Source organism: Dietzia sp. IN118, from assembly GCF_032905965.1.
GTDB lineage: Bacteria > Actinomycetota > Actinomycetes > Mycobacteriales > Mycobacteriaceae > Dietzia > Dietzia kunjamensis.
On record NZ_JAUMSR010000001.1, the window covers coordinates 3,012,423 to 3,036,898 of the forward strand.

General features: G+C 72.2%; 14 protein-coding genes. 10 read left to right on the top strand and 4 right to left on the bottom strand.

The window, feature by feature from the left end; genetic code table 11:
• The first annotated feature begins 50 nt into the window (after positions 1–50).
• Both Q2K20_RS14450 and Q2K20_RS14455 read left to right on the top strand, forming a co-directional pair.
• Positions 51–779: a response regulator transcription factor gene (locus Q2K20_RS14450; protein WP_067714771.1), complete on the top strand. Its 729-nt coding sequence runs from the start codon at positions 51–53 to the stop codon at positions 777–779.
• Positions 776–1,888, top strand: coding sequence for a sensor histidine kinase (locus Q2K20_RS14455; protein ID WP_067714774.1), 1,113 nt, complete (start codon positions 776–778; stop codon positions 1,886–1,888). Before Q2K20_RS14450 ends, Q2K20_RS14455 begins: the two co-directional genes overlap by 4 nt.
• On the opposite strand, the gene Q2K20_RS14460 is transcribed toward Q2K20_RS14455, so the two are convergent.
• Entirely contained in the window at positions 1,842–2,612 is a 771-nt protein-coding gene (locus tag Q2K20_RS14460) for a DUF2202 domain-containing protein (protein WP_317176879.1), read from the bottom strand. The genes Q2K20_RS14455 and Q2K20_RS14460 overlap by 47 nt on opposite strands.
• Positions 2,613–3,016: 404 nt before the next feature.
• On the opposite strand from Q2K20_RS14460, the gene Q2K20_RS14465 reads away from it, so the two are divergent.
• Positions 3,017–3,199: a hypothetical protein gene (locus Q2K20_RS14465; RefSeq protein WP_317176880.1), complete on the top strand. Its 183-nt coding sequence runs from the start codon at positions 3,017–3,019 to the stop codon at positions 3,197–3,199.
• Positions 3,200–3,290: 91 nt separating this feature from the next.
• Here Q2K20_RS14465 and Q2K20_RS14470 read toward each other — a convergent pair whose 3' ends face one another.
• Entirely contained in the window at positions 3,291–4,061 is a 771-nt protein-coding gene (locus Q2K20_RS14470) for an ABC transporter permease (protein ID WP_317176881.1), read from the bottom strand.
• Positions 4,062–4,164: 103 nt separating this feature from the next.
• Here Q2K20_RS14470 and Q2K20_RS14475 point away from each other — a divergent pair, with 103 nt between their 5' ends.
• The 7 genes from Q2K20_RS14475 (at position 4,165) to Q2K20_RS14505 (ending at position 17,767) form a co-directional block, all read left to right on the top strand.
• A complete protein-coding gene (locus tag Q2K20_RS14475) occupies positions 4,165–5,559 on the top strand; it encodes a lipase family protein (RefSeq protein ID WP_317176882.1) in 1,395 nt (464 codons plus the stop codon).
• Positions 5,560–5,655: 96 nt separating this feature from the next.
• Entirely contained in the window at positions 5,656–7,119 is a 1,464-nt protein-coding gene (locus Q2K20_RS14480; RefSeq protein WP_410494211.1) for an FAD-binding protein, read from the top strand.
• A gap of 464 nt (positions 7,120–7,583) precedes the next feature.
• The gene (locus tag Q2K20_RS14485; RefSeq protein ID WP_067714791.1) at positions 7,584–8,345 is read left to right on the top strand and encodes a decaprenylphospho-beta-D-erythro-pentofuranosid-2-ulose 2-reductase; all 762 of its coding nucleotides are present in this window, start codon (positions 7,584–7,586) and stop codon (positions 8,343–8,345) included.
• A gap of 2 nt (positions 8,346–8,347) precedes the next feature.
• Positions 8,348–10,342, top strand: coding sequence for a galactan 5-O-arabinofuranosyltransferase (locus Q2K20_RS14490; RefSeq protein WP_317176883.1), 1,995 nt, complete (start codon positions 8,348–8,350; stop codon positions 10,340–10,342).
• A 7-nt stretch (positions 10,343–10,349) separates the two neighbouring features.
• On the top strand, positions 10,350–13,787 hold the full coding sequence (locus Q2K20_RS14495; RefSeq protein WP_227022104.1) for an arabinosyltransferase domain-containing protein: 3,438 nt from the start codon (positions 10,350–10,352) through the stop codon (positions 13,785–13,787).
• Positions 13,788–13,809: 22 nt separating this feature from the next.
• The gene (locus Q2K20_RS14500) at positions 13,810–17,175 is read left to right on the top strand and encodes an arabinosyltransferase domain-containing protein (protein WP_240341218.1); all 3,366 of its coding nucleotides are present in this window, start codon (positions 13,810–13,812) and stop codon (positions 17,173–17,175) included.
• Between the two features lie 64 nt (positions 17,176–17,239).
• On the top strand, positions 17,240–17,767 hold the full coding sequence (locus tag Q2K20_RS14505) for a hypothetical protein (protein WP_132062190.1): 528 nt from the start codon (positions 17,240–17,242) through the stop codon (positions 17,765–17,767).
• 27 nt (positions 17,768–17,794) lie between these two features.
• On the opposite strand, the gene Q2K20_RS14510 is transcribed toward Q2K20_RS14505, so the two are convergent.
• Together Q2K20_RS14510 and pks13 are read right to left on the bottom strand one after the other, a co-directional pair.
• Positions 17,795–19,348, bottom strand: a complete 1,554-nt coding sequence (locus tag Q2K20_RS14510; RefSeq protein ID WP_069389356.1) for an acyl-CoA carboxylase subunit beta — start codon at positions 19,346–19,348, stop codon at positions 17,795–17,797.
• Positions 19,345–24,411, bottom strand: coding sequence for a polyketide synthase Pks13 (pks13, locus tag Q2K20_RS14515; RefSeq protein ID WP_317176884.1), 5,067 nt, complete (start codon positions 24,409–24,411; stop codon positions 19,345–19,347). The genes Q2K20_RS14510 and pks13 overlap by 4 nt, the downstream gene beginning before the upstream one ends.
• Between the last annotated feature and the right edge of the window lie 65 nt (positions 24,412–24,476).

The following is a 24,476-nucleotide window of genomic DNA, read 5'->3' on the forward strand; positions in this document are numbered from 1 at the left end:
CGCCGGCCGAGGGCACGGCGTCACGCACTGCCGAGGGGGACACTGGAGGCGTGAACTCCCCCGACCCCGCCGCCCGCCGCCGCGTCCTGGTGGTGGACGACGAACCCCACATCCGCCGTGTCCTGCGCGGGTATCTGGAGGCGGACGGTTTCGCCGTCGACGAGGCCGGTACCGCGGCCCAGGCCCGGGAGCTGGTGGGCGCCGCAGACCTCGTCCTGCTCGACATCGGACTGCCCGACGGGAACGGCCTCGACCTGCTGCGCGACCTGCGGGCGGTGTCACCGGTGTACGTGATCCTCGTGACCGCCCGCGCCGAGGAGGTCGACCGGCTGATCGGCCTCGAGGCCGGGGCCGACGACTACGTGGTCAAACCCTTCAGCCCCCGCGAGGTCACGGCCCGCGTCCGCGCCGTCCTGCGCCGGGCACGCGAGACGGGTCCGGTGGTGGTCGCCACGCCGCCGCTCACCGTCGGTGCGCTGACCGTGGACGTCGGGGCGCGCGAGGTCGCCGTCGACGGATCGGCGGTCCCGCTCACCCCGATCGAGTTCGATCTGCTGGCCACCATGACGGCCGCCCCGGGGCAGGTGTTCAGCCGCCGACAGCTCCTCGACGCGGTGTGGCAGGACGGGTACTTCGGGGACGAGCGGGTGGTCGACGTCCACGTGCGCGGGTTACGGCGGGCCCTCGGGGACGATCCGGCGGCACCCCGCTTCGTCGCCACCGTCCGGGGCGCGGGCTACAAGGTCCTCCGGCCGGCGGGTCACGGGGGTGCGCGATGATCCGGACCCTGCGCGGGCGATTGTTCCTCTCCCACCTCTCGGTGGCCGTGGTCGGTGTGATCGTGGTGCTGGTGGTGGTCCGGCTGACGGCTCCGATGCTCTTCGACGACTCGCTCCGGCCCGGCGGTCCCGGTGGGGTCGGTGGGGTCGGAAACCGCGGCGCCGGCCCGGGTCTGCGCTCGACCGTCGCCGACGCGGTCACCACGGCCACGGTGTGGGGGGCGGTCGCCGGCGTCGCGGTCGCGCTCCTCGCCGCCGGGATCGTGGGGAGCCGCATGCTCCGGTCGCTGGCGGAGGTGGGGGCCGCCACCACCGCGATAGCCGCCGGGGACTACACCCGCCGCATCACCCGTCCCCCCGAGCGGGAGATCGCGGCCCTGGCCGACGACGTGACGACGCTCGCCCGGACGATCGACCAGACCGAGGCGCGCCGGATGCGTCTCATCTCGGAAGTCGCACACGAGATGCGCACGCCGCTCACCGTGATCGACGGGTACGTGGAGGGCATCGCCGACGGCGTGTTCGGCGTGGAGGAGTTGCGTCACGTGCGTGCCGAGAGCGCCCGGCTCCGGCGCCTCTCCGAGGACCTGTCGACGCTGTCCAGGGGCACCGAGGGCCGCCTCGACCTCGCGCCGACGGTCACCGACCTGGCCGAACTGGTGCGCCTCACGGTCGAGCGGCTCCGGCCCCGGTTCGCCTCGACGGAGGTCGACCTGCGGGTGGAGTTGCCCGACGACGAGGTGCGCCTGACGGTCGACCCGGACCGCGTGGCGCAGGTCGTCGAGAACCTGGTGGTCAACGCACTGGCCGCCACCGAGCGCGGCCGGGTGACGGTCTCGGTGAGCGGCACCTCCGGCGGGGCGGAGATCACGGTCGCCGACACCGGCATCGGCCTGGACGACGACTCGGCCGAGCGCGTCTTCGAGCGGTTCCATCGCGGGCCCGGCGGACACGCCGGCGGATCCGGCCTCGGTCTGACCATCGGACGCCAACTGGCCCGGGCCCACGGGGGCGACCTCACAGTCGCCTCCCGGGGCCCGGGCCAGGGGTCCACCTTCGTGTTCAGCCTCGCTCGAACGCCGCCAGGTGCTTCTCCGATCCGTCCCTGAGGTGCTCGTACACCGCGTCCAGATCGGGTTGCTCGGTGGCCGCCATCGCGGCCTCGAGATCGGCGATGTCGCGTCGCTCGAGCTCGGCGCCCACCGCCAGCGCCTCGGACTTCGAGGTCAGGCCCCGCTCCAGCCAGTCGTCGTACAGCTCCTGGAGCTCCGGGTAGTCGTACACTCCCGGGGTGGAGCCGACCGACGGGTCGGGCAGGTCGTGGTTCGCGAGCAGGGTCGCCGTGGCCTCACCGTGTCGGGCCTCCACGGCCGAAATGGTGTCGAACCGGCGGTCCGGCCACGCCTCGCCCAACGCCACGTACAGGTCGTGGGCGAGCCGCTCCTCCTCGCGCATCATCGACAGGGTCTCGGCCTCCTCGGCCGACAACGTACCGGCGGGCGCGGGGATCTCGAGCCCGTGGCCCTGCTGGCCTGGCTGGTCTCGCTGGTCTCGCTGGCCGTGCTGGCCGTGCTGGCCGTGCTGGCCGTGCTGGCCGTGCTGGCCGTGCTCCTGCCTACCCGGGCCCTCTCCCTGGCGGCCCTGCCCGGGCACGCCGACTCCCTGGGGCCCTCCGGTCTGTTCCTGTGTCGCCACCGTCGCGACCCGGGTGCCCTCCGTGGGCCCGTCGGACCCGGCCAGCGCATATCCGCCGACCCCCGCCACCGCCAACGCACCGACGGCCGCGACCGCGCCCATCGAGCGACGGATCGTCCTGTTCGAGTTCGCCATCATGATCCTCACCTCGTCCTGCCCCGCGGGGGGCCTCGTCTGCCGGTTCGTCCGACACCTCGATTCCACCGCCTCCGCATGAGGCACCCGAGAGGTCTCCGTGAGGATCCGGTGAAGATCGTCACCCACTTGCGTGCAGGTCTGCGACGTGCCATTCTTTGTCCACCGCGGGCACACCAGCCCGCTTCTGGTCGAACCGGAAACGGCACATCCGCCGACTGCGTTCGATTCCGCGGGAGCGATCCGTTCCGGCCACCCCATCTCACCCGGCGCCCTCACCACCAGGTCCGCGCCATTCCCGGGTAGCCGTCGTCGCCTCCACCCAACGCATCCGAGCACGGCTCGTCGTCTCGTCACCAGTGGACGTGGCGGCTGTGCAGCTCGCTTCCCGACCAGGAGGAATCCCCATGTCGCAGTACCGAAATCCCGCCATGAACAACGCGCCGACCGCGTTCTCGTACACGCCGACCGGCCGGGCCATCCCGCCGTCGTCGCCGCTGCGGACTCCGAACCGTCGCCCGGTCTCGCCGTCGTACACGCCCACCGGCCGCGTCGTCCTGTCGACGCCGGCCACCCGCGGCTTCGCCTGAGCGCGAGCCCACCGCACCGCTACTCGCGCGCGGCGCCCACCGTCCGGCCCACCGGCCGACGGTCGGGCGTCGTGCGCGAGGCGTCTCCCGGCTACAACCGGTCGGCGGCCACGAGACGGGTGGTCACCACCAGGGCTATCGCGCCACACGCGAGGATCCCGGTCGAGACGAACAGTTGCATCACCCCGGCCTCCCACGGACGGGCACCGCCGAGCACCATCCCGACGAACGCCCCGGGGATCGTGACCAACCCGATGGTGCGCGTCTGGTCCAGCGCGGGCTGCAGGGAAGTCGCCGCCGCCTCGCGGCACACCATCATCCGCGCGGGGATGTCCGTGAAGCCGAGCGACAGCGCGGCCTCCACCTCACCGTGACGGGTGGCGAGTTCGTCGTGCGCGCGGCGGCCGGACAGGCCCGCCACCGCCATGGCGTTGCCCAGGAAGATCCCCACCACCGGGATGACCGACAATCCGTTGGGGCGGACCACCCCGGCCGCGAGCAACCCCAGGACGATCACCGCCGCCGGCAGAGCCACCGCCACCGCGCACCACAGCGCATCACGCACGGTCACCCGCGCCGCACCAGCCTGAGGCGCGCTGCGCTGCGCCAGCCTCCGGGCCGCGGCCCACGAGGCGACGGACGCCATCACCACCGCGAATGCCGCCACCAGCCACGGCCGGTCGGCCACGTACCCGATGATCAGCGAGAGCGCCACGAGCTGGACGGCCGCGCGGATCGACGTCCACGGGATCTCCCACTCCTGCCCCGTGCCGCCCAGCCACGCCGCCGTCGCGCCGATAACCACGAACAGGACGACGGCCACCGCCAACGCCGGCCCGATCTCGATCATCGTCGACCCCACGTGGGAGAGCCTACGACCGACCCGCCCCGACCGGGAGGGTCCGGCGAGGTCGATGTGCCGACCGCCCGGTGGCCATGTCCGAGGCGCGCGATACCGTACGCGCATGAGGTCGCGGCGTCCCCTCCGTCCCGCCCGCGCAGTCGCCGCGGCAATCGTGTCCCTGGCCTGCGTGGTGGTCGGGGTCCCGTCCACCGCCGCGATGCCGGCGCCGGCGCCCGGGTCCTCGCCCGCGGCGCTGCCCGATCCGCTGGCGGCGTTCCGACCGGCGCCCCCGCACGAGCGCACGCCAGAGCGGTATCTGCCCAGCCCGTCACCGGATCCCTGGTACTCCGCACCGCCCGAGGTCGATCCCGCCACCGCCCCCGGGACGATCCTCGACACGAGGCCGGTGACGATCCCGCCGCACAACGTCCGCAACTTCGGCCGGGGCTGGCAGGTGCTGGTCCAGAGTCTCGACTCGCACGACCGACCGCAGCAGATCGTCTCCACCATCATCGAGCCGGCCACCCCCTGGGCCGGGCCGGGTCCGCGACCGCTCGTGTCGTTCAACGTCACCATCGATTCCCTCGGCCTGACGTGCATGCCGTCGCACACGCTGCCGCACGAGCTGAACCTCGAGATGCCACCGTTCCTGCAGATCCTCGCCGACCGCGGGTACGGGCTGGTCGTGACCGACTTCCAGGGACCCAAGGCCGCGTACGCGGCCGGACGGGCCAACGGCCGGGCGGTCCTCGACGGGATCCGAGCGGCCCGCGCCTTCGTCCCACCCGGTGAGAGCGGCCCGATGTTCGTCGACTCGCGGGTCGTCCAGGTCGGTTACTCCGGCGGCGGTATCGCCACCGGCTGGGCCGCCCAGCTGCAGCCCGTCTACGCGCCCGAGTTGACCGGTGTGCTCGTGGGGTCGTCCGTGGGCGGTGTCCCCGCCGACTACTCGGAACTGTTCGACACGATGGACGGCAACCTCGCCTCCGGGCTCTACCGAGCAGCGGTACTGGGGATCGCGCGCGAGTACCCCGAGCTGTACACACTGCTCAGCGACGCCGGGGACGTCGCCGCCCACGGGCTCCGCGACTCGTGTGCCGCCGCCAACACCGCGTCGGGGCTGTTCCCCGTCCCGCTGGCGACGCTGATTACCACCGACCCGCGGACTGACCCGACCGTGTCAGAGGTGCTCGCCCGCAACCGGCTGGGCACCGCCGACCCGGCCCACGGCGCGGACCCGCGCGAGGTGCCGACCGGCCCGGTGCAGGTGTGGCACGGGGACGCCGCCGCGCCGATCGGGCCCGGCCCGGGCTCGTCGCGGGGTCCCGGAGACCCGTTCGTCCCCGAATGGACGGCCCGGCAGCTGGCCGACGAGTGGTGCGCGGCCGGTGCCGACGTCGAGTACACGCCCGTTCCGGGCGAGCACATCCTGGCCGCCTACACCGCGGTGGGCCCGGCGCTCGACTGGGTCGACGACCGCGCCCGCGGGGTCCCGTTCACCACCGGCTGCCGATAGCGTCACCAGCGGTCGGGCGCGCCGGGGGCGTTGCGGACGTCACGCCGGGGCCGTCGCGGGGTGGGTCGGGAGCCGCTGAGCGGTACCCTCGACCCTGTGAGCACCGCCCAGAACAGCCTCCCCGGCCAGCCCTCCACCACCACCGTCTCCCTGGACACCGAACTCAAGCGCCTCACCGGCTGGGGGCGCACCTCCCCCGCGATGAGCCACGTGCTCACCCCACGGTCCGTGGAGGAGATATCGGCGGCCGTGGCGGCGGTCAACGACGCCAACGCGTCGAGCCCCGCCCACCTGCGACGCGGTGTGGTGGCCCGCGGGCTCGGTCGCTCCTACGGCGACAGCGCCCAGAACTCCGGTGGTCTCGTGCTGGACATGAGCCACTTCAACCGCATCCACGAGCTCAACGCCGAGAAGGCGCTGGCCGTGGTGGACGCGGGCGTGAACCTCGACCAGCTCATGCGCGCGGCCCTACCGTTCGGCCTGTGGGTTCCGGTGCTGCCGGGCACCCGGCAGGTCACCGTCGGCGGAGCGATCGGGCACGACATCCACGGTAAGAACCACCATTCGGCCGGCTCGTTCGGCAACCACGTCACCCGCATGGAACTGCTCGTCGCCGACGGCCGGGTGCTGACCCTGGAGCCGAGCGGTACCGCCGACGACCCGGAGGGCACCCTGTTCTGGGCCACGGTCGGCGGCAACGGCCTGACCGGCGTGATCCTCAAGGTGTGGATCGCCATGACCCGCACCGAGACCGCCTTCTTCCTGGCCGATACCGATCAGACCGGGTCGCTCAACGAGACGATCGCCCTGCACACCGACGGTTCCGAGTCGAAGTACACCTACTCCTCGGCCTGGTTCGACGCCATCAGCGCGCCGCCGAAGCTCGGCCGGGCCGCCGTGTCCCGCGGGTCGCTGGCCACCCTCGCCGAGCTCGAGGAATACGCGCCCAAGCTGGCGAAGAACCCCCTGGCGATGGACGCCAAGCCGCTCATCACCTTCCCGGACGTCTTCCCCAACGGGCTCGCGAACAAGTACACCTTCGGCCCCATCGGCGAGGTGTACTACCGGCTCGGGGTCACGTCCCGGAACCAGATCAAGACGCTGCCGGCGTTCTACCACATGCTCGACCTGTTCTCCGAGTGGAACCGGGCCTACGGGTCCAAGGGATTCCTGCAGTACCAGTTCATCGTCCCGCCCGGCGAGGTCGAGGGTTTCAAGGAGATCATCGGCGACATCCAGCGCTCGGGGCACTACTCGTTTCTCAACGTCTTCAAGCTCTTCGGCCCGGGAAACCAGGCGCCGCTGTCCTTCCCCATGGAGGGATGGAACGTCTGCGTGGACTTCCCGATCAACAGCCGGCTCAACACGTTCGTCAACGAACTCGACGCCAAGGTCATGTCGATGGGCGGCCGCCTGTACACGGCCAAGGACTCCCGCGTCCCGGCCGAGCGCTTCCACGCGATGTACCCTCGGATCGATTCGTGGATCGCCACCCGCCGGGGGATCGACCCGAACGGCGTGTTCGTCTCCGACATGGGGCGTCGCCTCGAGCTGATCTGACGGTCGACCGGGGCGGGGCCTCCCCGCCGCCGCCGCCCGGCTCCACGGCCGCGACGCGCCTCCGCCGGGGGACCGCCGGCGGGGGCTACACACGACCCCGGCCCGGCGTCACACTGGAGGATGTCCTCGGACCACGAGCGTCTACCGACGCGTCCGAAATGGAGCCCGCCATGATCCTCCGCGCCGCTGTCGCCGCAGTCGCCCTGATCGTGACCACCCCGCCCTCGGCGGTGTGGGAACGGTCCCCGAGCAGACCGGCCCCGTCACCCACCTCGGTACGCCCACGGCCACGCGCACCGCGCCGAGCCGGGCCCGGACGACCTCGATTCATCTGATCCGGGCGGCCGGGGGCCGGCCGGACCGGGCCACCGCGCAGCGGCGCACACCGCCTCGCGCCCGTCCCGATCCACCCGCCACCCGTGAGGGGCGCAGCAGCGTCGGACCCCCTCGGTAGACTCCTGCCCATGATCAATGCCGTCGGCGTCCCCCAGACCCTGCTCCTCCTCGGTGGTACCTCCGAGATCGGCCTGGCCATCTGCGCCGAGTACCTCCAGCAGGGCCCGATGCGCGTGATCCTCGCCTGCCTGCCCGGAGACCCGGGGGTCGACGACGCGCGCGCGGAGATGACCGCCGCCGGTGCGAGCGCGGTGGAGGTGGTCGACTTCGACGCCGCCGCGACCGAGTCCCACCCGGCCGCGTTCGAGCAGATCTTCGCCGGCGGGGACGTGGACGTGGCGATCGTCGCGTTCGGCCTGCTGGGTGAGAACGAGGAACTCTGGTCCGACCAGCGCAAGGCCGTCCAGATCGCCCAGATCAACTACACCGGCGCGGTCTCGGTGGGCGTGTTGCTCGCCGAACGGATGAAGTCGCAGGGTTACGGCCGGATCATCGCCATGAGTTCGGCCGCGGGTCTCCGTGCCCGCCGCTCCAACTTCGTCTACGGCTCCACCAAGGCGGGGCTGGACTCCTTCTACACCGGCCTCGGGTACGCGCTGGCCGAGCACGGGGTGGACGTCCTGGTCATCCGGCCCGGCCAGGTCCGCACGCGCATGTCGGCGCACGTCAAGGAGGCGCCGCTGACCATCAACAAGGACGAGGTCGCCCGCATCGCGGTGAAGAACGCCGGAGCCGGTAAGGGCGCGGTCTTCGCACCTGCCGCGTTCGGCGGGGTCATGGCCGTGCTCACGCACGTCCCCCGCCCCATCTTCCGCAAGCTCCCCTTCTAGGGATGCCGGTGGCGCTCCGGGGGCTCGGCCTGGCCGGCGCGGCGACGCTGCTGGCCGCCGTCGTCACCGCGGTCGTCCTCGCCGGGTTCTCCCTCGTCTCCTTCCCCGCCTACGGCAACTCCAACGTCCTGCGGGCGCTGACGGTCGTCGGTCAGGTCGCCGCCATCGCGCTGGTGGTGCTGGGGATACTGTCCGTACGCGCCGGCGAGCAGCCGGGCGGTCGGTCCGCGCTGGTCCGTCTGGGTAAGCTCGCGGCCCCCACCGGCTCCGCGTTGCTGGTCGCCGCCACACTGGGGATCCCGCTCGCCGCATCGCGGTTGTACCTGCACGGCGTGAGCGTGGACCAGGAGTTCCGCACCCAGTTCCTCGGTCGCTCGGCGACCTCGCTCGGACTGCCCGACATGGCGTACACCGACCTGCCCTCGTTCTATCCGTCCGGCTGGTTCTGGCTGGGCGGGCGGTTCGCCAACCTCGCCGGCCTCGAGGGCTGGGCGGCGTACAAGCCGTGGTCCATCCTCTCGCTCGCGATCGCCGCCGCGCTGGTCACCGTGCTGTGGACCCGCCTGTTGCGCACCGACCTCGGGGCGGCGGTGGGACTGGCGTCGACCTCGATCATGCTCGCCTACGGCAGCCCCGAGCCCTACGGCGCGATCGTGGCGCTGTTCCTCCCGCCTGTGCTCATCCTCGCGTGGCACGCCGTCAACCCCACGGCGCGGCACGCCGGTCGCGGTGCGGCCCTGACCACCACCCTGTTCCTGGGCGTCTCGGCCAGCATGTACACGCTCTACACGGGTCTGGCGGCGGGCACCGTCGTACTCATGGCGCTGGTCGCGACCGTCACCGCCGTGTTCGCCGGCCGCCGCGCCGACCGTGCGGAGGACCGTGGGACCGACCGCGCCGACGGGGCACATCCCGCCCGTGAACCCCTCCCGCTCTGGCTGCCCGCGGTCCGGCTCGCGGCGATCGGGTTCGGCTCCATCGCGATCGCGCTCATCGTGTGGGCGCCCTATCTGCTCGCCGCCCTGCGCGGAACCCCGGCCGACTCCGGGACGGCGATGCACTACCTGCCCGACGCCGGCGCCCGCCTGCCGCTGCCCATGACCGCCGGCGGCCTCACGGGCTGGGTGTGTCTGGCCGGTCTGGTCTGGATCGTCGCCCGAGCGTGGACCTCGCGCCGCGCTCAGGCGCTGGGCCTGGGCGTGGTGGCCGTCTACCTGTGGTGCCTGGCCTCGATGGCGATCACCGTCCTGGGCACCACCATGCTCGGTTTCCGCCTCGAACCGGTGCTCATCGGTCTGCTCGTGGTGGCGGGCGTCTTCGCGATCACCGATGTCGCCGGCCTCGCCGTGCGCCTCGCCGGGCGCCAGAACGGCACCGACCGGCCCGCTGCGGAGGCGGCCGACCGGCGTCGCCGGGCCACCGCGGTGGTGGGGGTCCTGGCCTCACTGGCCGCACTCGCCCACGCTCAGGGCATCCCCGATCACCTGCACGAGGAGATCCGGCTGGCCTACACCGACACCGACGGTCACGGAGAGCGGGCGGACCGCTACCCGCCCGGGCCCGAGTCCCACTACGCCGAGGTCGACGAGACCATCCGGGAGGCGTTCCCCGGCCGGAGGCGGACCGACCTCGTCGTCGTCAGCACCGCCGATGCCTTCCTCGCCTACCACCCGTACCTGGCCTACCAGGCCGTAACCTCCCACTACGCCAACCCCCTGGGGCGGTACGCCGACCGCAACGAGGCCATGCTCCGGTGGGAGGACGCCACCAGCGGCGCCGAGCTGCACGCCATGATGGACCAGACCCCGTGGCGCGGCCCCGACGCGATCGTCACCCGCCGGTCGGGCGACGGATACGCACTGCGCCTGGCCGAGGACACCTACCCCAACGACCCCAACGTGCGACGGTTCGGCGTCACCATCCCCGCCGAGGCCGTCGAGGGCCCCCACTTCGAGGTCCACGACGTGGGCCCGTTCGCCGTGATCGTGGTGCGGTGATCACGTGGTGACGACGCGGGGAGCGGGTGGCGGTCGCCGGTCCGGTGACGGCCCGGACGCAGGGACCGTTCCAGGGGGTGACGACGACGAGGTGCGCGACACCGACCGTGAGCGTCCCCTCGGACTGCACCCCTACCCCGGAATGGACCGCCACCGCCGGTGGGCGATCATCACCGGGTTCCTCGGTGCGTTCCTCGCCGTCCTCGCCGGGATACTGCCCGTCGACCAGGACACCACCCGTGTGCAGTGGACGGCCGGGCCCGACTACGCCCCGGTCACCGCGCCCCTGGTCTCCGGGCGGCCGCTCGACCTGACGATCACCGCCCCCTGCGCGCCGCTGGCACAGGTGCCGGAGAACACGATCGTGTTCTCCACCCTCCCGCAGGACGCCCCCGGGCGGATCTCCGACGGGCTGGTCGTCCAACGCGTCCGGGACGCCGCGGGCGATCCCGTCATCGAGGTCGCGGTCCGCAACATCACGCTGCTGTCCGTGCCGTTGTCGACCCTGCGCGACCCCGCGTGCGAGACGCTGCACGTGCGCGCCGAGACCGGGATCCTCACCGCCGAGTTCACCGGCCTCGAACGGGACCCCGACGACGCCGACGACGCCGTGCGCGCCGCCGTGCCCGGAAGCATGCGGCCGCAGGTCACCGGCGTCTTCACCGACCTCACGGCCGCGACCGCACCCGACGGGCTCGGTGAGTCGACGGTGGAGGTGACCGTCGACTCCCGCTACTCGTCCAGCCCCACGCTGCTCAAGCTGGTGCTGATGGTGATCGGCGTCCTTGCCACCCTCGCGTCCGTGGTGTTCCTGCACCGCCTCGACGGCATCGACGGCCGCTCGGGTCGACGGTTCGTGCCCCGGTCCTGGTCGCGACTGTCCGGGGTCGACGGCGTGGTGATCGGCGTCCTGGGTTTCTGGCACCTCGTGGGCGCCAACACCTCCGACGACGGCTACCTGCTGACCATGGCCCGCTCCGCCGGGCCCAGCGGATACATGGCCAACTACTACCGCTGGCTCGGCTCCCCCGAGTCCCCGGTGGGGTGGTACTACGAGATCCTGCGGGTGTTCGCCGAGGTGTCCACGGCCAGTCCGTGGATGCGCCTGCCAACCCTGGTGTGCGGAATCCTGTCGTGGCTCATCATCAGCCGGGAGGTCGTCCCACGGTTGGGCAGACTCGCCCGCACCTGGCGCGGACCGCGCTGGACGGGGGCCGCCCTGTTCCTCGCGTTCTGGATGGCGTTCAACAACGGGCTGCGGCCCGAGCCCGTGATCGCGCTGGGCGCCCTGCTCACCTGGTCGCTGGTGGAGCGGTCCATCGCCACCCGCCGCCTCGTGCCGGGCGTCGCGGCGATCGGTGTGGCCGCGTTCTCCCTCGGTGCCGGCCCGACCGGGCTGATGTGCGTGGCGGCGCTGGCCGCCGGCGCACGCGAGTTCGTCCGCATGGTGCGCCGCCGCGCGCAGGTGGTCGGATGGGCGGCGATCCTCGGACCCGTGCTGGCGGTGGGCCTCGCACTGCTCTACACCGTGTTCGCCGACCAGACCCTGGCCGCGGTCCTCGAGGCCACCCGCATCCGCACCGAGCTCGGTCCGAGTCTGCCCTGGTACGGGGAGAAGGAACGCTGGGAGGCACTGTTCGGGGTCTCCGCCGACGGCGGGGTCGCCCGGCGCTTCCCCGTCCTGCTCATGCTCATGTGCCTCGTGCTCGTCTCGGCCGTGATGCTGCGGCGTGGGCGGATCCCCGGCGCCGCCGCGGGGCCGTCCCGCCGGCTGATCGGCGTGATCGCGGGATCGTTGCTGTTCCTCGTGTTCACGCCCACCAAATGGACCCACCACTTCGGGGTGTTCGCCGGACTGGCCGGAGCCCTGGCGGTGCTGGCCGTGATCGCGCTGCGCTCCTCGACGGTGTCGCTGAGCCGGAACCGCTGGCTGGTGTGGGCGGCGCTGTGCCTCGTCGTCGGACTCTCCACCGCCACCGACAACACCTGGTGGTACGTCTCCGACTACGGCATCCCCTTCTCGGACTCCTTCCCCGCCATCGGCGGGGTGCAGATCCAGTACGTCGCGTTCGTCGGCGGCTTCGTGTGCCTGCTCATCGCCGGGCTCATCCACTCCGGGATCCTGCCCGACGACCCCGGCGCCGCCCTCCGCGTCCGCATCAGACAGGCGGTGCCCTTCCTGCGCACGCACGCCGACACCCCCGCGTCGCGACGGCGGGACGGCGGCTCCGGGGACACGGCCCGCCCGCGCCGGCGCGCCGGGATCGGCGGCGCCCCGCTGACGGTCGTCGCGTTCTCCGTGGTGATCTTCGAACTGTCCTCCGCGGTCATCGCCGTGTTCGCCCAGACCCCGGCCTACACGGTCGGGCGCGGCAACATGCGCGCCCTGGCCGGCGAACCCTGCGCACTGGCCGACTCGGTGCTGGTCGAGGAGGACTCCAACGACGGCCTGCTCGGCGCCATCGGGGCCGGGCCGGAGATCTCCCTCGGGGCCGGCGTGGTCAACGGCTTCGCCCCCAACGGTCTGCCGGACTCCATCACCGTCGACAGCACCGAGGCCTCCGGCTCCCTGGCGACGTCCGAGACCGGTGAGCGCGACCCCGGCGACGGCGTGGACGCCGGCACCACCGGTGGCCGCGGCGCCGTGACCGTCAACGGCTCCACCGTGGCCCTGCCCTTCGGCCTCGACCCGGACACCACTCCCGTCCTCGGTTCGTACCGGCGCGGGCCGCAGGTCGCCGCCGAACTCACCAGCGCCTGGTACCAATTGCCCGCCCGCAGCCCCAACCGGCCGCTACTCGTCATGGCCGCCGCCGGCCGGATCGGGAGCGGCGACCTGCGGATCGAGTACGGACGCCCCGGCCGGGTCGGCCCCGCCGGACCCACCGATTTCGAGGTCATGGGGTCCATGTCCCCCATCGACATCGGGCCGGCCCCCGCCTGGCGCAACCTGCGCATCCCGCTCGAGTCGATCCCCGCCGAGGCCGAGGTCGTCCGCGTGGTCGCCGCCGACGGCAACCTCGATCCCGACCAGTGGCTCGCTGTGACCCCACCACGGAACCCGCGCCTGCGCACCCTCGACGAGGTCGTCGGCCACACCGACCCGGTGCTCGTCGACTGGGTGGTGGCACTGGCGTTCCCGTGCCAGCGGCCGTTCGTGCACAACGGTGGCGTGGCGGAGATCCCCCGATACCGCATCCTCGCCGACCGGGAATCCTCCTCCGCCGCGAACTGGTGGCAGAGCGCCGGCGGCGGCGGACCCCTGCTGTGGACCACCCAGACGGTCGAGGCGATCACGGTCCCCACCTACCTCGACCACGACTGGTCGAGGGACTGGGGTTCGCTCCAGCGGTTCGAACCTCTGGACCCGCAGGCGAGTCCGGCCGAACTGGTCCGCGGCAGCGAGTTGCGGTGGGGCTGGACCACGCCGGGTCCGATGAAGTGATCGTCGCCTAGAATCGGTCGTCGTGTCAGACTCCTCGCCGGCCCCGTCCCCGGAAACCGCCCCGGCCACCGGCCCGGTGGCCGGCTCGGTCGCCGCCGACTCCCGCGTCAAGCGACTCCGTCTCATCTCGATAGTCAGCGGGCTCCTGGGGACCCTGTGCTTCCTCTCCCTGCCGTTCCTGCCGGTCGAGCAGACGACCTCGACCGTGCAGTGGCCGCAGAACGGGTCCGTCGACTCGGTCACCGCCCCGCTCATGGCGCACTCGCCGCAGCGGTTCACCGCCTCCGCACCGTGCACCCTGGTCGCGGATCTCCCGGAGGACGGGGGCATCCTGCTGGCCACCGCGCCCGCCGGCGGCGAGGAGGCCGGCGACCGCGCACTGTTCGTGCGCGCCTCCGCCGAGACGGTCGACGTGATCTCGCGCAACCGGGTGATCGTCTCCGCACCGCGAGACCGCGTGGAGGCCGGCGACTGCACACGGCTCAGCGTCGTCGCGGCCCCCACTTACGTGGAGGCGGCGTTCGAGGGGATGGACGATCCCGCGGCCACCCGCAGGGTGGACGCCGAGGACCTGCGCCCGATGGTGGTGGGCGTCTACACCGACCTGCCCTCGGACACAGCCGTGCCCGACGGTCTCGGCGCCACCGTGGAGGTCGACTCCCGGTTCACTACCGACCCCACCGCCCTCAAGTGGGCCGCCATCGTGATCGGCCTGCTGGCCACCGCGGTCGCCCTGTGGGCCCTGCACGCACTCGACCAGACCGACGGCCGGCGCGCCCGCCGCTTCCTGCCGCGCGGCTGGTTCAAGATCCGGCCGCCCGACGTCGTCGTGATCGGCACACTCGGCATCTGGCACTTCATCGGCGGCAACACCTCCGACGACGGCTACATCCTCACGATGGCCCGCGCCGCCGACCCGGCCGGGTACATGGCCAACTACTACCGCTGGTACGGGGTCCCCGAGTCGCCCTTCGGCTCCCCCTACTACGACCTGCTCACGCTGTTCGCACAGGTCTCCACCGCCAGCCCGTGGATGCGCCTGCCCGCGCTCGTCGCGGCCATCCTCTGCTGGCTGGTCATCAGCCGCGAGGTCCTGCCACGCCTCGGCCGGGCCGCCCGCACCACCCCGGTGGTGCTCTGGAGCGCCGCCGCCGTGTTCCTCGCGTTCTGGATGGCGTTCAACAACGGCCTGCGGCCCGAGCCCGTCATCGCGCTGGGGGCCCTGCTCACCTGGGTCTCCGTCGAACGGGCGATCGCCACGCGCCGGATGCTCCCGTTCGCGATCGCGGTGATCATCGCCTCGTTCTCACTGGCCACCGGCCCCACCGGCCTCATGGCCGTCGCCGCCCTCATCATGGGGCTGCGGGCGGTCGTCCGCACCGTGGTCGTGCGCGGCCGCCGGATCGGCTCGTACCTCGCCCTGATCGCCCCGGTGCTGGCCTCCGGCACCATGGTGCTCATCGTCGTCTTCGGCGTCCAGAACCTCGCCGCCGTCCTCGAGGCCATCCGCGTCCGCGGCGAGATCGGCCCCAACCTCAACTGGTTCGAGGAATTCGTCCGCTACTACTACCTGATGATCCCCACGGTGGACGGGTCCCTCGCCCGCCGCCTGCCGGTCCTGCTCGTGCTGCTGTGCCTGGCGCTGGTGATCGGCACCATGCTGCGCCGCGGCAAGGTGCCCGGCGCAGCCTCGGGACCGGTCTGGCGCCTGGTCGGCGTGGTCGTGGGCACCGCCTTCTTCATGATGTTCTCGCCCACCAAGTGGACCCACCACTTCGGTGTGTACGCCGGCATCGGCGGGGCGATCGCCGCGTTGGGCGCCCTCGCGATCTCCGCGTCCGCCGTCCGGACGGCCCGCAACCGCACGTTGTTCCTGGGCGTCATCCTCGTGGTGGTCGCGCTCGCCTTCGCGGGCCCCAACGGTTGGTGGTACGTCTCCAGTTACGGCATCCCGTGGTGGGACAAGGCACCCAGCGTCCGCGGCATCGACGCCGCCACTGTGCTGCTCGCCCTGGCCGTGCTCACGTTCGCCTACGCCGGCTGGCAGCACCTCCGTCGTGACTACATCGGTGAGCACGCGCCCCGCACCTCGGCGGGTCGTCGCCGGGTGCGGACCTTCGCCGCCGCCCCCATCGCGGTGGTCGCGGGACTGCTGGTGGTCTTCTCGTTCGCCTCGTTCGCCAAGGGGATCCACAAGCAGTACCCGGCCTACACCATCGCCGCCGGGAACGTGTCCGCGCTCGCCGGCAACCCCTGCATGCTCGCCGACCGCGTCCTGGTCGAGCCCGACGCGAACGCCGGCATGCTGGACCCGCTCGACGCCACCCCCCTGCCCGACGGGTCGATCGACCCGCGGGACCGGGCCGCCGCCATCGAGGCCGGGGAGAACACCGCGTTCACCCCGGACGGTGTCGCCCCGGACCTGTCGGCCGACGCGGTGGTGGCCGACCCCGGCGCCGCCAACACCACCTCCGAGCCCGGCGGCGGCCCGTCGGTCAGCACCGGGGAGAGCGCCGGCACGGCCGGCGGCCGCGGGGCGGAGGGCGTGAACGAGTCCACGGTGGCCCTGCCGTTCGGGCTCGACCCCGCCACGACCCCGGTGCTCGGGTCGTTCTTCGTGGGCCCGCAGCGGGAGGCGAGCCTGGAGACCGGCTGGTACCGCCTGCCCGAGAACCGCGAGTCCCACCCGCTCCTGGTGATCTCGGCGGCCGGCCGGATCGGCCGCTACGACGCCGACGGGCTCTACGAGTACGGCCAGGAGGTCGTGGTCGAGTTCGGCCGGTCCGGCGACGCCGGGGTCGACACGGTGGGCGAGCCGGTGGTGCCGTTCGACATCGGTCCCGCGCCGACGTGGCGCAACCTGCGGGTGGACATGCAGGACGCCCCCGCCGACGCCGATGTCATGCGGGTCCGGGTCGACGACAACGACCTCACCCCCGAACAGTGGACCGCCATCACCCCGCCGCGCGCACCCGAGCTCGTGACGGTCCAGGAGATGGTCGGGTCGGAGTCGCCCGTCCTGCTCGACTGGGCGGTGAGCCTGCAGTTCCCGTGCCAGCGGCCGTTCGAGCACTACGCGGGTGTGGCGGAGTTGCCGGAGTTCCGGATCCTGCCCGACCGTCCGCTCGCCGTGAGCGCCACCAGTACGTGGATGTCCTACGAGGCCGGTGGGCCGCTCGGGTGGATCGAGACCGCCCAGCGTGCCCGGACGATCCCGTCGTACCTGCGCCACGACTGGAACCGTGACTGGGGTTCGATCGAGGCGTACACGCCGCTGGGCACCTATCAGGAGGACCCGCCGGCGCCCGCGGAGGTGACCACCGGGAACGAGACCCGTTGGGGCTGGTGGCAGCCCGAGGGGCCGATCCTGGTGACCGACCCGGAGTAGGCCGCACCGCGGTACCGGGAGAATGTGGTGTGCCGACACGCCCACCGTGGGTACCGTGTCGGCTATGAGCATCTCAATGACCCGGTACGCCGCTTCGGCCGCGATGGTCCTCGCCCTCGGGGTGTCGACCGCATGCTCGTCCGACGACCCGGAACCGGATTCGACCAACCGCGGCGGAGGAGAGACGGACGGTCAGACCTCGGTCGAGAACGTCTTCATCGCACCCGCCTACGCGATCGACTGTTCGCTGCAGGTGGACGCACCCGCTCAGCTGAGCTTCACCGCGGTCAACGACAGCTCCACCGAGGCGGAGACTCTCTCGGAGATCACCAGCCCCGCCGCGGAGCGGGTCGAGATCGACGCCCCCGCGGGTGCCCTCGAGATCGCCCCCGAGTCGTCGATCGCCGCCGGTCAACCGGTGGAGAACGTCGAGGACGCCGACGCACCCGACCGGCCGTTCAGGTCCTTCATGTTCGGTCTCGACGACAGCGCCGAGCCGGGGAAGTCGATCCCGGTCACCTTCACCTTCGAGCGGGCGGGGGACATCACCCTCCAGGCGGCCGTCGACGCCTGTCCGAACCAGTCCGAGTAGCCGCCCAGTCGACCCCGCCCGCGGCGGTCACATGGGCGCGATGGGGTGCTTACGCGGCGGCTCGTTGCTGATCTTGTCCCGCAGCTGGTTCAGCGCACCGCGCAGCACCAGGCGGGTCTGCGACGGCTCGATCACGGCGTCGATGTACCCGCGCTCGGCGGCGGTGTACGGGGTCGCGATGAACTCGTTGTACATGTCGATGAGCTGCTTGCGGAGCTTGGGACCCTCCTCGGGGCCCGCCTCCTCGATCTGCCGACGCTGCAGCAGGTCGACCGCGCCCTCGGCACCCATCACCGCGATGCGCGCGGTGGGCCAGGCGAAGTTGAGGTCGCCACCCAGGTTCTTGGACCCCATCACGGCGTACGCGCCGCCGTAGGCCTTGCGGACGACGAACGTGACCTTGGGGACCGAGGCCGCCACCACGGCGAAACCCATCTTGGCCCCGCGGTGGATGATGCCGAGCTTCTCCTGCTGCACGCCCGGGAGGTAGCCGGGGGTGTCCACCACGTAGACCAGCGGGATCGAGTAGGCGTCGCACAGCATCATGTGCCGCGTGGCCTTCTCCGAGGCGTCGATGTCCAACGCGCCCGACAGGTGCAGGGGCTGGTTGGCGACGACGCCGACGGACTCACCGTCGACCCGGGCGAAACCCGTGATGATGTTGGACGCGAACTGCCCGGAGGTCTCCACGAACTCGCCGTCGTCGAACATCCGCAGGAGCACGTCGTGCATGTCGTACGCGGCGTTGTCCGAGTCCGGGATGATCGAGTCCAGCTGTCGGTCCGACTCCGTGGTCTCCGCCTCGAGACCCGGGTTGATCCGCGGCGCCTTCTCCGCGGCCGAGGACGGCAGGTAGCTCAGCAGGTTACGCACGTACATGAAGGCGTCTTGCTCGCTCACGGCGACGTGGTTGACGTTGCCGTTCTTGGCCTGCTGCAGGGCCGAGCCGAGCTCGTCCATGGTGACGTCCTCGCCGGTGACCTGCCGGATCACGTCGGGCCCGGTGACGAACATGTACGCCTGGTCCTGGACCGCGATCACGAAGTCGGTGGTCGCGGGGGCGTAGACGGCGCCGCCCGCGCACTTGCCCAGCATGATCGAGATCTGGGGCACGTACCCGGAGGCCGGATACTGCCGCCGGGAGATCTCGGAGTAGTAGGCCAGCGAGGTCACGGCGTCCTGGACTCGCGCGCCACCGGAATCGTTGATGCCGATGATGGGGCACCCGACCTTGATCGCGAAGTCCATGATGGCGCAGACCTTCTTGCCGAAGCCCTCGCCGACCGACCCGCCGAACACCGTGTTGTCGTGCGCGTACACGGCCACCGGGCGGCCGTCGATGGTGCCGCGGCCGGTGACCACGCCGTCACCGAACGGGTTGTCCGGGCTACCGGGCGCCTTGGCGAGCTGGCCCATCTCCACGAAACTGCCGGCGTCGAGCAGCAGTGCGATCCGCTCCCGCGGCGGGGTGTGCCCCGCGGCGTCGCGGCGGGCCTTCGCCCGCTCGCTGCCCGGGTCCTTGGCCTGCTCGGTCTTGACCCGCAGTTCCGCGAGCTTCTCCGCGGTGGTCTTCGCCGTCACGCGTCTGTCCCCTTCCGTACACCCGCGTCGAGCTCGGTGAGCCGACGCGCCAGATGCTTACCGACGGTACCGACCACCGGTTCGTCGACCATCGCGAGGTGGTCCCCGTCGAGCTGGACGACCTCCAGGTCGCCGACGATGCGGGCCCAGCCGCCGTCCGGGTCGATGTGTGCGTAGCGGGGCTCGAGCTCGATCGCCCCGTCGTGCATCCGCTCCGCGCGGTACAGCACGAACGGCACCTCGGCGCCGACACCGGCCCAGGTGGACAGGTCCGCGCTCTGCAGGATCCGGTTGTCGACGAAGCTGGCCCGCTGGTGTTCGATGACACCGCCGCCCATGGCGTTGGCCTCGGCACCCAGTGCCCCGAGCAGCATATCCAACACGCCGTCCTCACCGTGCTCGGCCAGGAAGTCCCGCGGGACCTCCACGTCCAACCCGTAGGTGCGCTTGGCGAACTCCGAGTACCGACGCCACCGGGCCTCGGCCTCGTCGAGGGTGTCGGGGATCGGCTCCGACGGCTGCACGGTGTCCAGCAGGACCACCAGCGCGACCTCGTCGCCAGCGGCCCGCAGTTGCCGGGTCACCTCCACGGCCAGCGCGCCGCCGAAGGACCAGCCCCCCACGGCGAGCGGACGGCCGGCCGCGATCTCGCGGATGCGGTCCAGGTAGCTCGCGGCCCGCTCCTCCAGCGGCCCCTCGACGCGCTCGACGCCGTACACCGGGGTGTCCACGCCGAGTCGGTCGACCAGCGGCTCGTAGACGAACGACGACCCGCCGGCGGCGTGGAACAGGAACAGCGGGGTGGCCTCGGTCGACCCCTCGGCCAGCACGCGGATGTTGCCCTCCACCGCGACCTCGGTGAACGGACGGAGCAGGTCCGCCAACTCGGCGATCGTTGTGGCACCGGCGACCTGCGCGGCGGTGATGTCGCCGCCCGAGCGGGCCGAGAGCCGCTCGGCGAGAGCGACCCGGGTCGGCTCGTCGACCGGGGGCAGCGCGCCCGTGACGCCGGGTGCCGCGGCGCCGGTGACCACGGCCCACGCACCGAACGCCATGCGCTCGGTGTCATCGCGCGGCGCGATGGCGACCGAGGCGTCATCGCCGCCGGAGCCCTCCTCGGACGCCGGCGCGTCACCGCGCAGCGCGGCCACGTCGACGGCGCCCTCACCGCGGGCCTGCTGGGCCGCCAGGTCGCCGACCTGATCCGGGTTCTCGACGGCGAACCGCACCATGTCCGCGACATCGTCGAGCGACGCGTCGCGCATCGCCTGCAACTCGAGCGGCGGGATGGCGAACTCGTGCTCGACACGGTTCTTGATCCGCACCGCCATGAGCGAATCCAGGCCGAGATCGAGCAGCGGGAGCTCCCTCGGCAGGTCGTCGGGGCTGTATCCCATCGAAGAGCCGATGATCCGGGCCAGGCGGTCACCGATCGCTTCGCCGGAGTCGGGGTTCCAGCGGGTGTCGACCTCGTCGTCGTCCTCGTCGTCGACCACCGGCGCGTCGGACTCACTCGACACGTAGTGCTGCTCGGGCGCGGAGTCCGGGGCGATGGGGGCGCCGCCGGTCACGGCGCACTCGGCGACCAACACGAACGCCGCGGTGGCGTCGCCGGCGCGGGCGTGGACCTGCACCGACGCGCCACCCGGGTGCGGGGTCATGGTGGTGGTCACGGAACCGGCGGCCGGCAGCATGCCGGGCCGGTTCACGGCGGTGAGGGTCGCACCCTCGAGCACCGACGCCGCGGCGGCGGTCATCAGCGCGTCGACGCTGGGCACCACCTCGGCACGGACCTGCCACGCGTGGCGACCGTCGGGCAGCGCGACGTGCGAGCCCGGCATCCGGCCCTCGCCCGACCCGCCCCCGGCGGTGACCTTGGGCCACAGGGTGCGGCGCTTCCACGCAGTCCCCGGCACCGGCGCGTACCGGCCGGGGCCCGTGACGTAGCCGTGGATCATCTCCACGACGCTGGGCACGTCGATGGTGTGACCGTGCACGTACAGCTGCGCGACGGCGTGCAGGAGCGTGTCGGCCTCGGACTCCTTGCGCTTGAGCGCATGGAGCAGGTTGGGCTCCATGAGGCCGGCGTCGAAGCACGTCGCGGCCACCGACATCGCGGCCACCGGGTTGGGGGCCAGCTCGAGGAACGTCACGTACCCGGCGTCGACGGCCTTGCGTACGGCGTGGGTGAACCACACGGAGTGCCGCATGCCCTTGACCCAGTACTCCTCCGCGTGGACCGGCTCGTGACCGGCGCGGTAGAAGGTCTCGCGGTCGACGGAGGAGAACAGGCCGGAGGTGAGCTCGCGCGGCTCGAGACCCGCGATCTCCGCGGCCAGCTCACCGAGGAGCATGTCCACGTCCGAGGTGTGGCCGGCGCCGCGGACCTGCAGCTGGCGGGCGAACTTGCCCTGCTCCTCGACCCACGCGACGAAGTCGGCGACGGGCTTGGCACGGCCGCCGACCGTGGTGTGGGTGGGCGCGGCGTAGACGGCGGGCTCGATGGAGGCGAACTGCGGGTTGTCGGCGATGATCTGCGCGATCTCCTCGGCCGAGTACTCGACCAGCGCCATCGCGCCGGCCTCATCCTCCGAGACCTGCCCCTCGGCGTCGCCCATGAGACGCGAGCGCACGCAGATCACGCGGACGGCGTCCTCGAGGCCGAGGCCACCGGTCGCGTAGGCCGCGGCCACCTCACCCATCGAATGCCCGATCACGGCCTCGGGCTTGGCCCCGAGCGCGCGCAGGGTGTCGACCAGCGCCACCTGGATGGCGAAGATCCCGACCTGGGAGTTCTCCAGCTCGTACGTCTGTGAGTCATCGAGGATCAACTCCGCGATCCGGTAGCCGGCCTCGAAGTCGATGAGCTCGTCCACCGCGTCCAGGCACGAGGCGAACAGCGGGTTGGACAGGTAGAGCTCCTTGGCCATCTTCCGGTGCTGGGACCCGAAGCCGGAGAACACCCACACGTCGCCGGTGCCGGCGGGGGCGTCGGCGCTGAACACGCCGGGACCGGGGTCGCCGGCGGCCAGCGCGCGCAGGCCCGCCACGAGCTCATCGCGGGTGTGGCCCACGACGGCTCCGCGCGAGCGACCGTGGTTGCGGGTGGCGAGGGTGCGGGCGACGGCGCCCAGGTCGACCGAGTCGTCCAGCGCCTCGAGCCAGTCCGCGATCTGACCGGCCGTGGACTTGCGGCGCGACGGCAGGGAACCGGAGACGACGAGCACGGTCGCGGGGGCGCCGGGCACGGAGGTACCGGTGGTGGCCAGCTCGTCGGCGTTGCGCTCCACGGCCTCGGCCACGCAGCGTGCGATGTCGTCCGCGGCGGCCGGGGTCGCGGCGGCCGGGGCCTCGGGGGCCGGGGCTTCGGCGGCAAGGGCGTCAGGGGTGGCGACCTCGCCGGCCCGGACGTCGGAGACGGAGTCCTCGTCGACCGTGGTCTCCTCCGACGCGCGCACCGGCGCCGGCTGGTACTCGGCCACCACGACGTGCGCGTTGGTGCCACCGAACCCGAACCCGGAGATGCCGGCCAGGGCGCGCCCGCTGTAGCGCGGCCACCCGGTGGTCTCCGTGACCACGCTCAGTCGCGCGGCGTCGAAGTCGATGTACGGGTTGGGGCCCGCGAAGTTGATCGTCGGCGGCAGGGCGTCGTTGGTCATCCCGAGGATGATCTTGGCGAGGCCGGCGGCCCCGGCGGCGGACTCCATGTGGCCGAAGTTGGTCTTGGCCGAGCCGAGCAGCGTGGGGCGGTCGGCCTCGCGGCCGCGGCCGAGCACCTGGCCCAGGGCGGTGGCCTCGATGGGGTCCCCGAGGATGGTGCCGGTGCCGTGCGCCTCGATGTAGTCGACCTCGCGCGGGTCGACGCCGGCGTCGGCGTAGGCCTGGCGCAGGACGGCGACCTGAGCGTCGGGGTTGGGTGCGGTCATACCGTTGGAGCGACCGTCCGAGTTCACGGCGGACCCCTTGATGACGGCGAGGATGTCGTTGCCGTCCCGTTCGGCCTCCGACAGGCGCTTCAGGATGAACACTCCCCCGCCCTCCGACCGGCAGATGCCGTTGGCATCGGACGAGAACGCCTTGATCCGCCCGTCGGGGCTGAGCGCGGCACCGGTCTTGGCGAAGCCCATGGTCGCGGCGGGCGCGAGCATCATGTTGACACCGCCGGCGACGACCAGGTCCGATTCGTGCAGTCGCAGCGAGTTGACGGCCTCGTGGATCGCCACCAGGGACGTCGAGCAGGCGGTGTCCAGCGTCATGGACGGGCCGCGGAAGTCGAACGTGTACGAGACCCGGTTCGAGATGATCGAGTTGGAGGCGCCGGTGACCGCGTACGGCGAGGCCGCAGCGGAGTCCGAGGTGAGGAACACCTGGTAGTCGCTGGAGGACGATCCCATGAAGACGCCGACCTCGTGGCCCTTGAGGTCGCTGGCGGGCAGGTGGGCGTTCTCCAGGGCCTCCCAGGTGAGCTCGAGTGCGAGCCGCTGCTGCGGGTCGACCATCTCGGCCTCGCGGGGGCTCATGCCGAAGAACTCGGCGTCGAAGTCCCGGACCTCGGCGTCGTCGAGCCAGCCGCCACGATCGGGCGCCTCGGACAGCACCTGCTGGACGTAGGCGTCGCCGGACCACTCGGACCAGCGGGTCGCCGGGCGGGGGGTGGTGGCGTCCCGACCGGAGGCGAGTAGCTCCCAGGTCGCCTCCGGGGTGTCGGCGCCGCCGGGGAAGCGGGTGGCGAACCCGATCACGGCCACGTCGAACTCCATGCCCGCGCCGCGGTCACGGAACGTGTGGAAATCGGTGGGCGCCTCGGATTCGACCGGTCCGTTGACGACGTACTCGGCCAGCGAGGCGATGGTGGGGTGCTGGTAGGCGACGGTCGCGTCGAGTGGTCGACCGATGAGGTCCTCGAGATCGGCGGACAGGGACACCGCGTCGCGGGACGACAGGCCGTATTCCTCCAGCGAGCGGTCGTCGGTGACCTTGGAGATGTCGAGCCCGGTGGCCCGGCAGACCCAGCCCCGCATCCATTCGCGGAGCTCTACTACCGTCATCTCGCTCTGTGCCATCGTCCTGGCTCGCCTTTCCTCGGGTGTCGTCCGGTGTGTCCCGTCGCGGCGGGGCACCCGTGGTG

Bases quoted from the DNA above. Each gene is read 5' to 3' on its own strand.
- Q2K20_RS14505 (WP_132062190.1), top strand. From the start codon at position 17,240: ATGAGCATCTCAATGACCCGGTACGCCGCTTCGGCCGCGATGGTCCTC.
- Q2K20_RS14475 (WP_317176882.1), top strand. From the start codon at position 4,165: ATGAGGTCGCGGCGTCCCCTCCGTCCCGCCCGCGCAGTCGCCGCGGCA.
- Q2K20_RS14485 (WP_067714791.1), top strand. From the start codon at position 7,584: ATGATCAATGCCGTCGGCGTCCCCCAGACCCTGCTCCTCCTCGGTGGT.
- Q2K20_RS14490 (WP_317176883.1), top strand. From the start codon at position 8,348: ATGCCGGTGGCGCTCCGGGGGCTCGGCCTGGCCGGCGCGGCGACGCTG.
- Q2K20_RS14465 (WP_317176880.1), top strand. From the start codon at position 3,017: ATGTCGCAGTACCGAAATCCCGCCATGAACAACGCGCCGACCGCGTTC.
- Q2K20_RS14460 (WP_317176879.1), bottom strand. From the start codon at position 2,612: ATGATGGCGAACTCGAACAGGACGATCCGTCGCTCGATGGGCGCGGTC.
- Q2K20_RS14455 (WP_067714774.1), top strand. From the start codon at position 776: ATGATCCGGACCCTGCGCGGGCGATTGTTCCTCTCCCACCTCTCGGTG.
- pks13 (WP_317176884.1), bottom strand. From the start codon at position 24,411: ATGGCACAGAGCGAGATGACGGTAGTAGAGCTCCGCGAATGGATGCGG.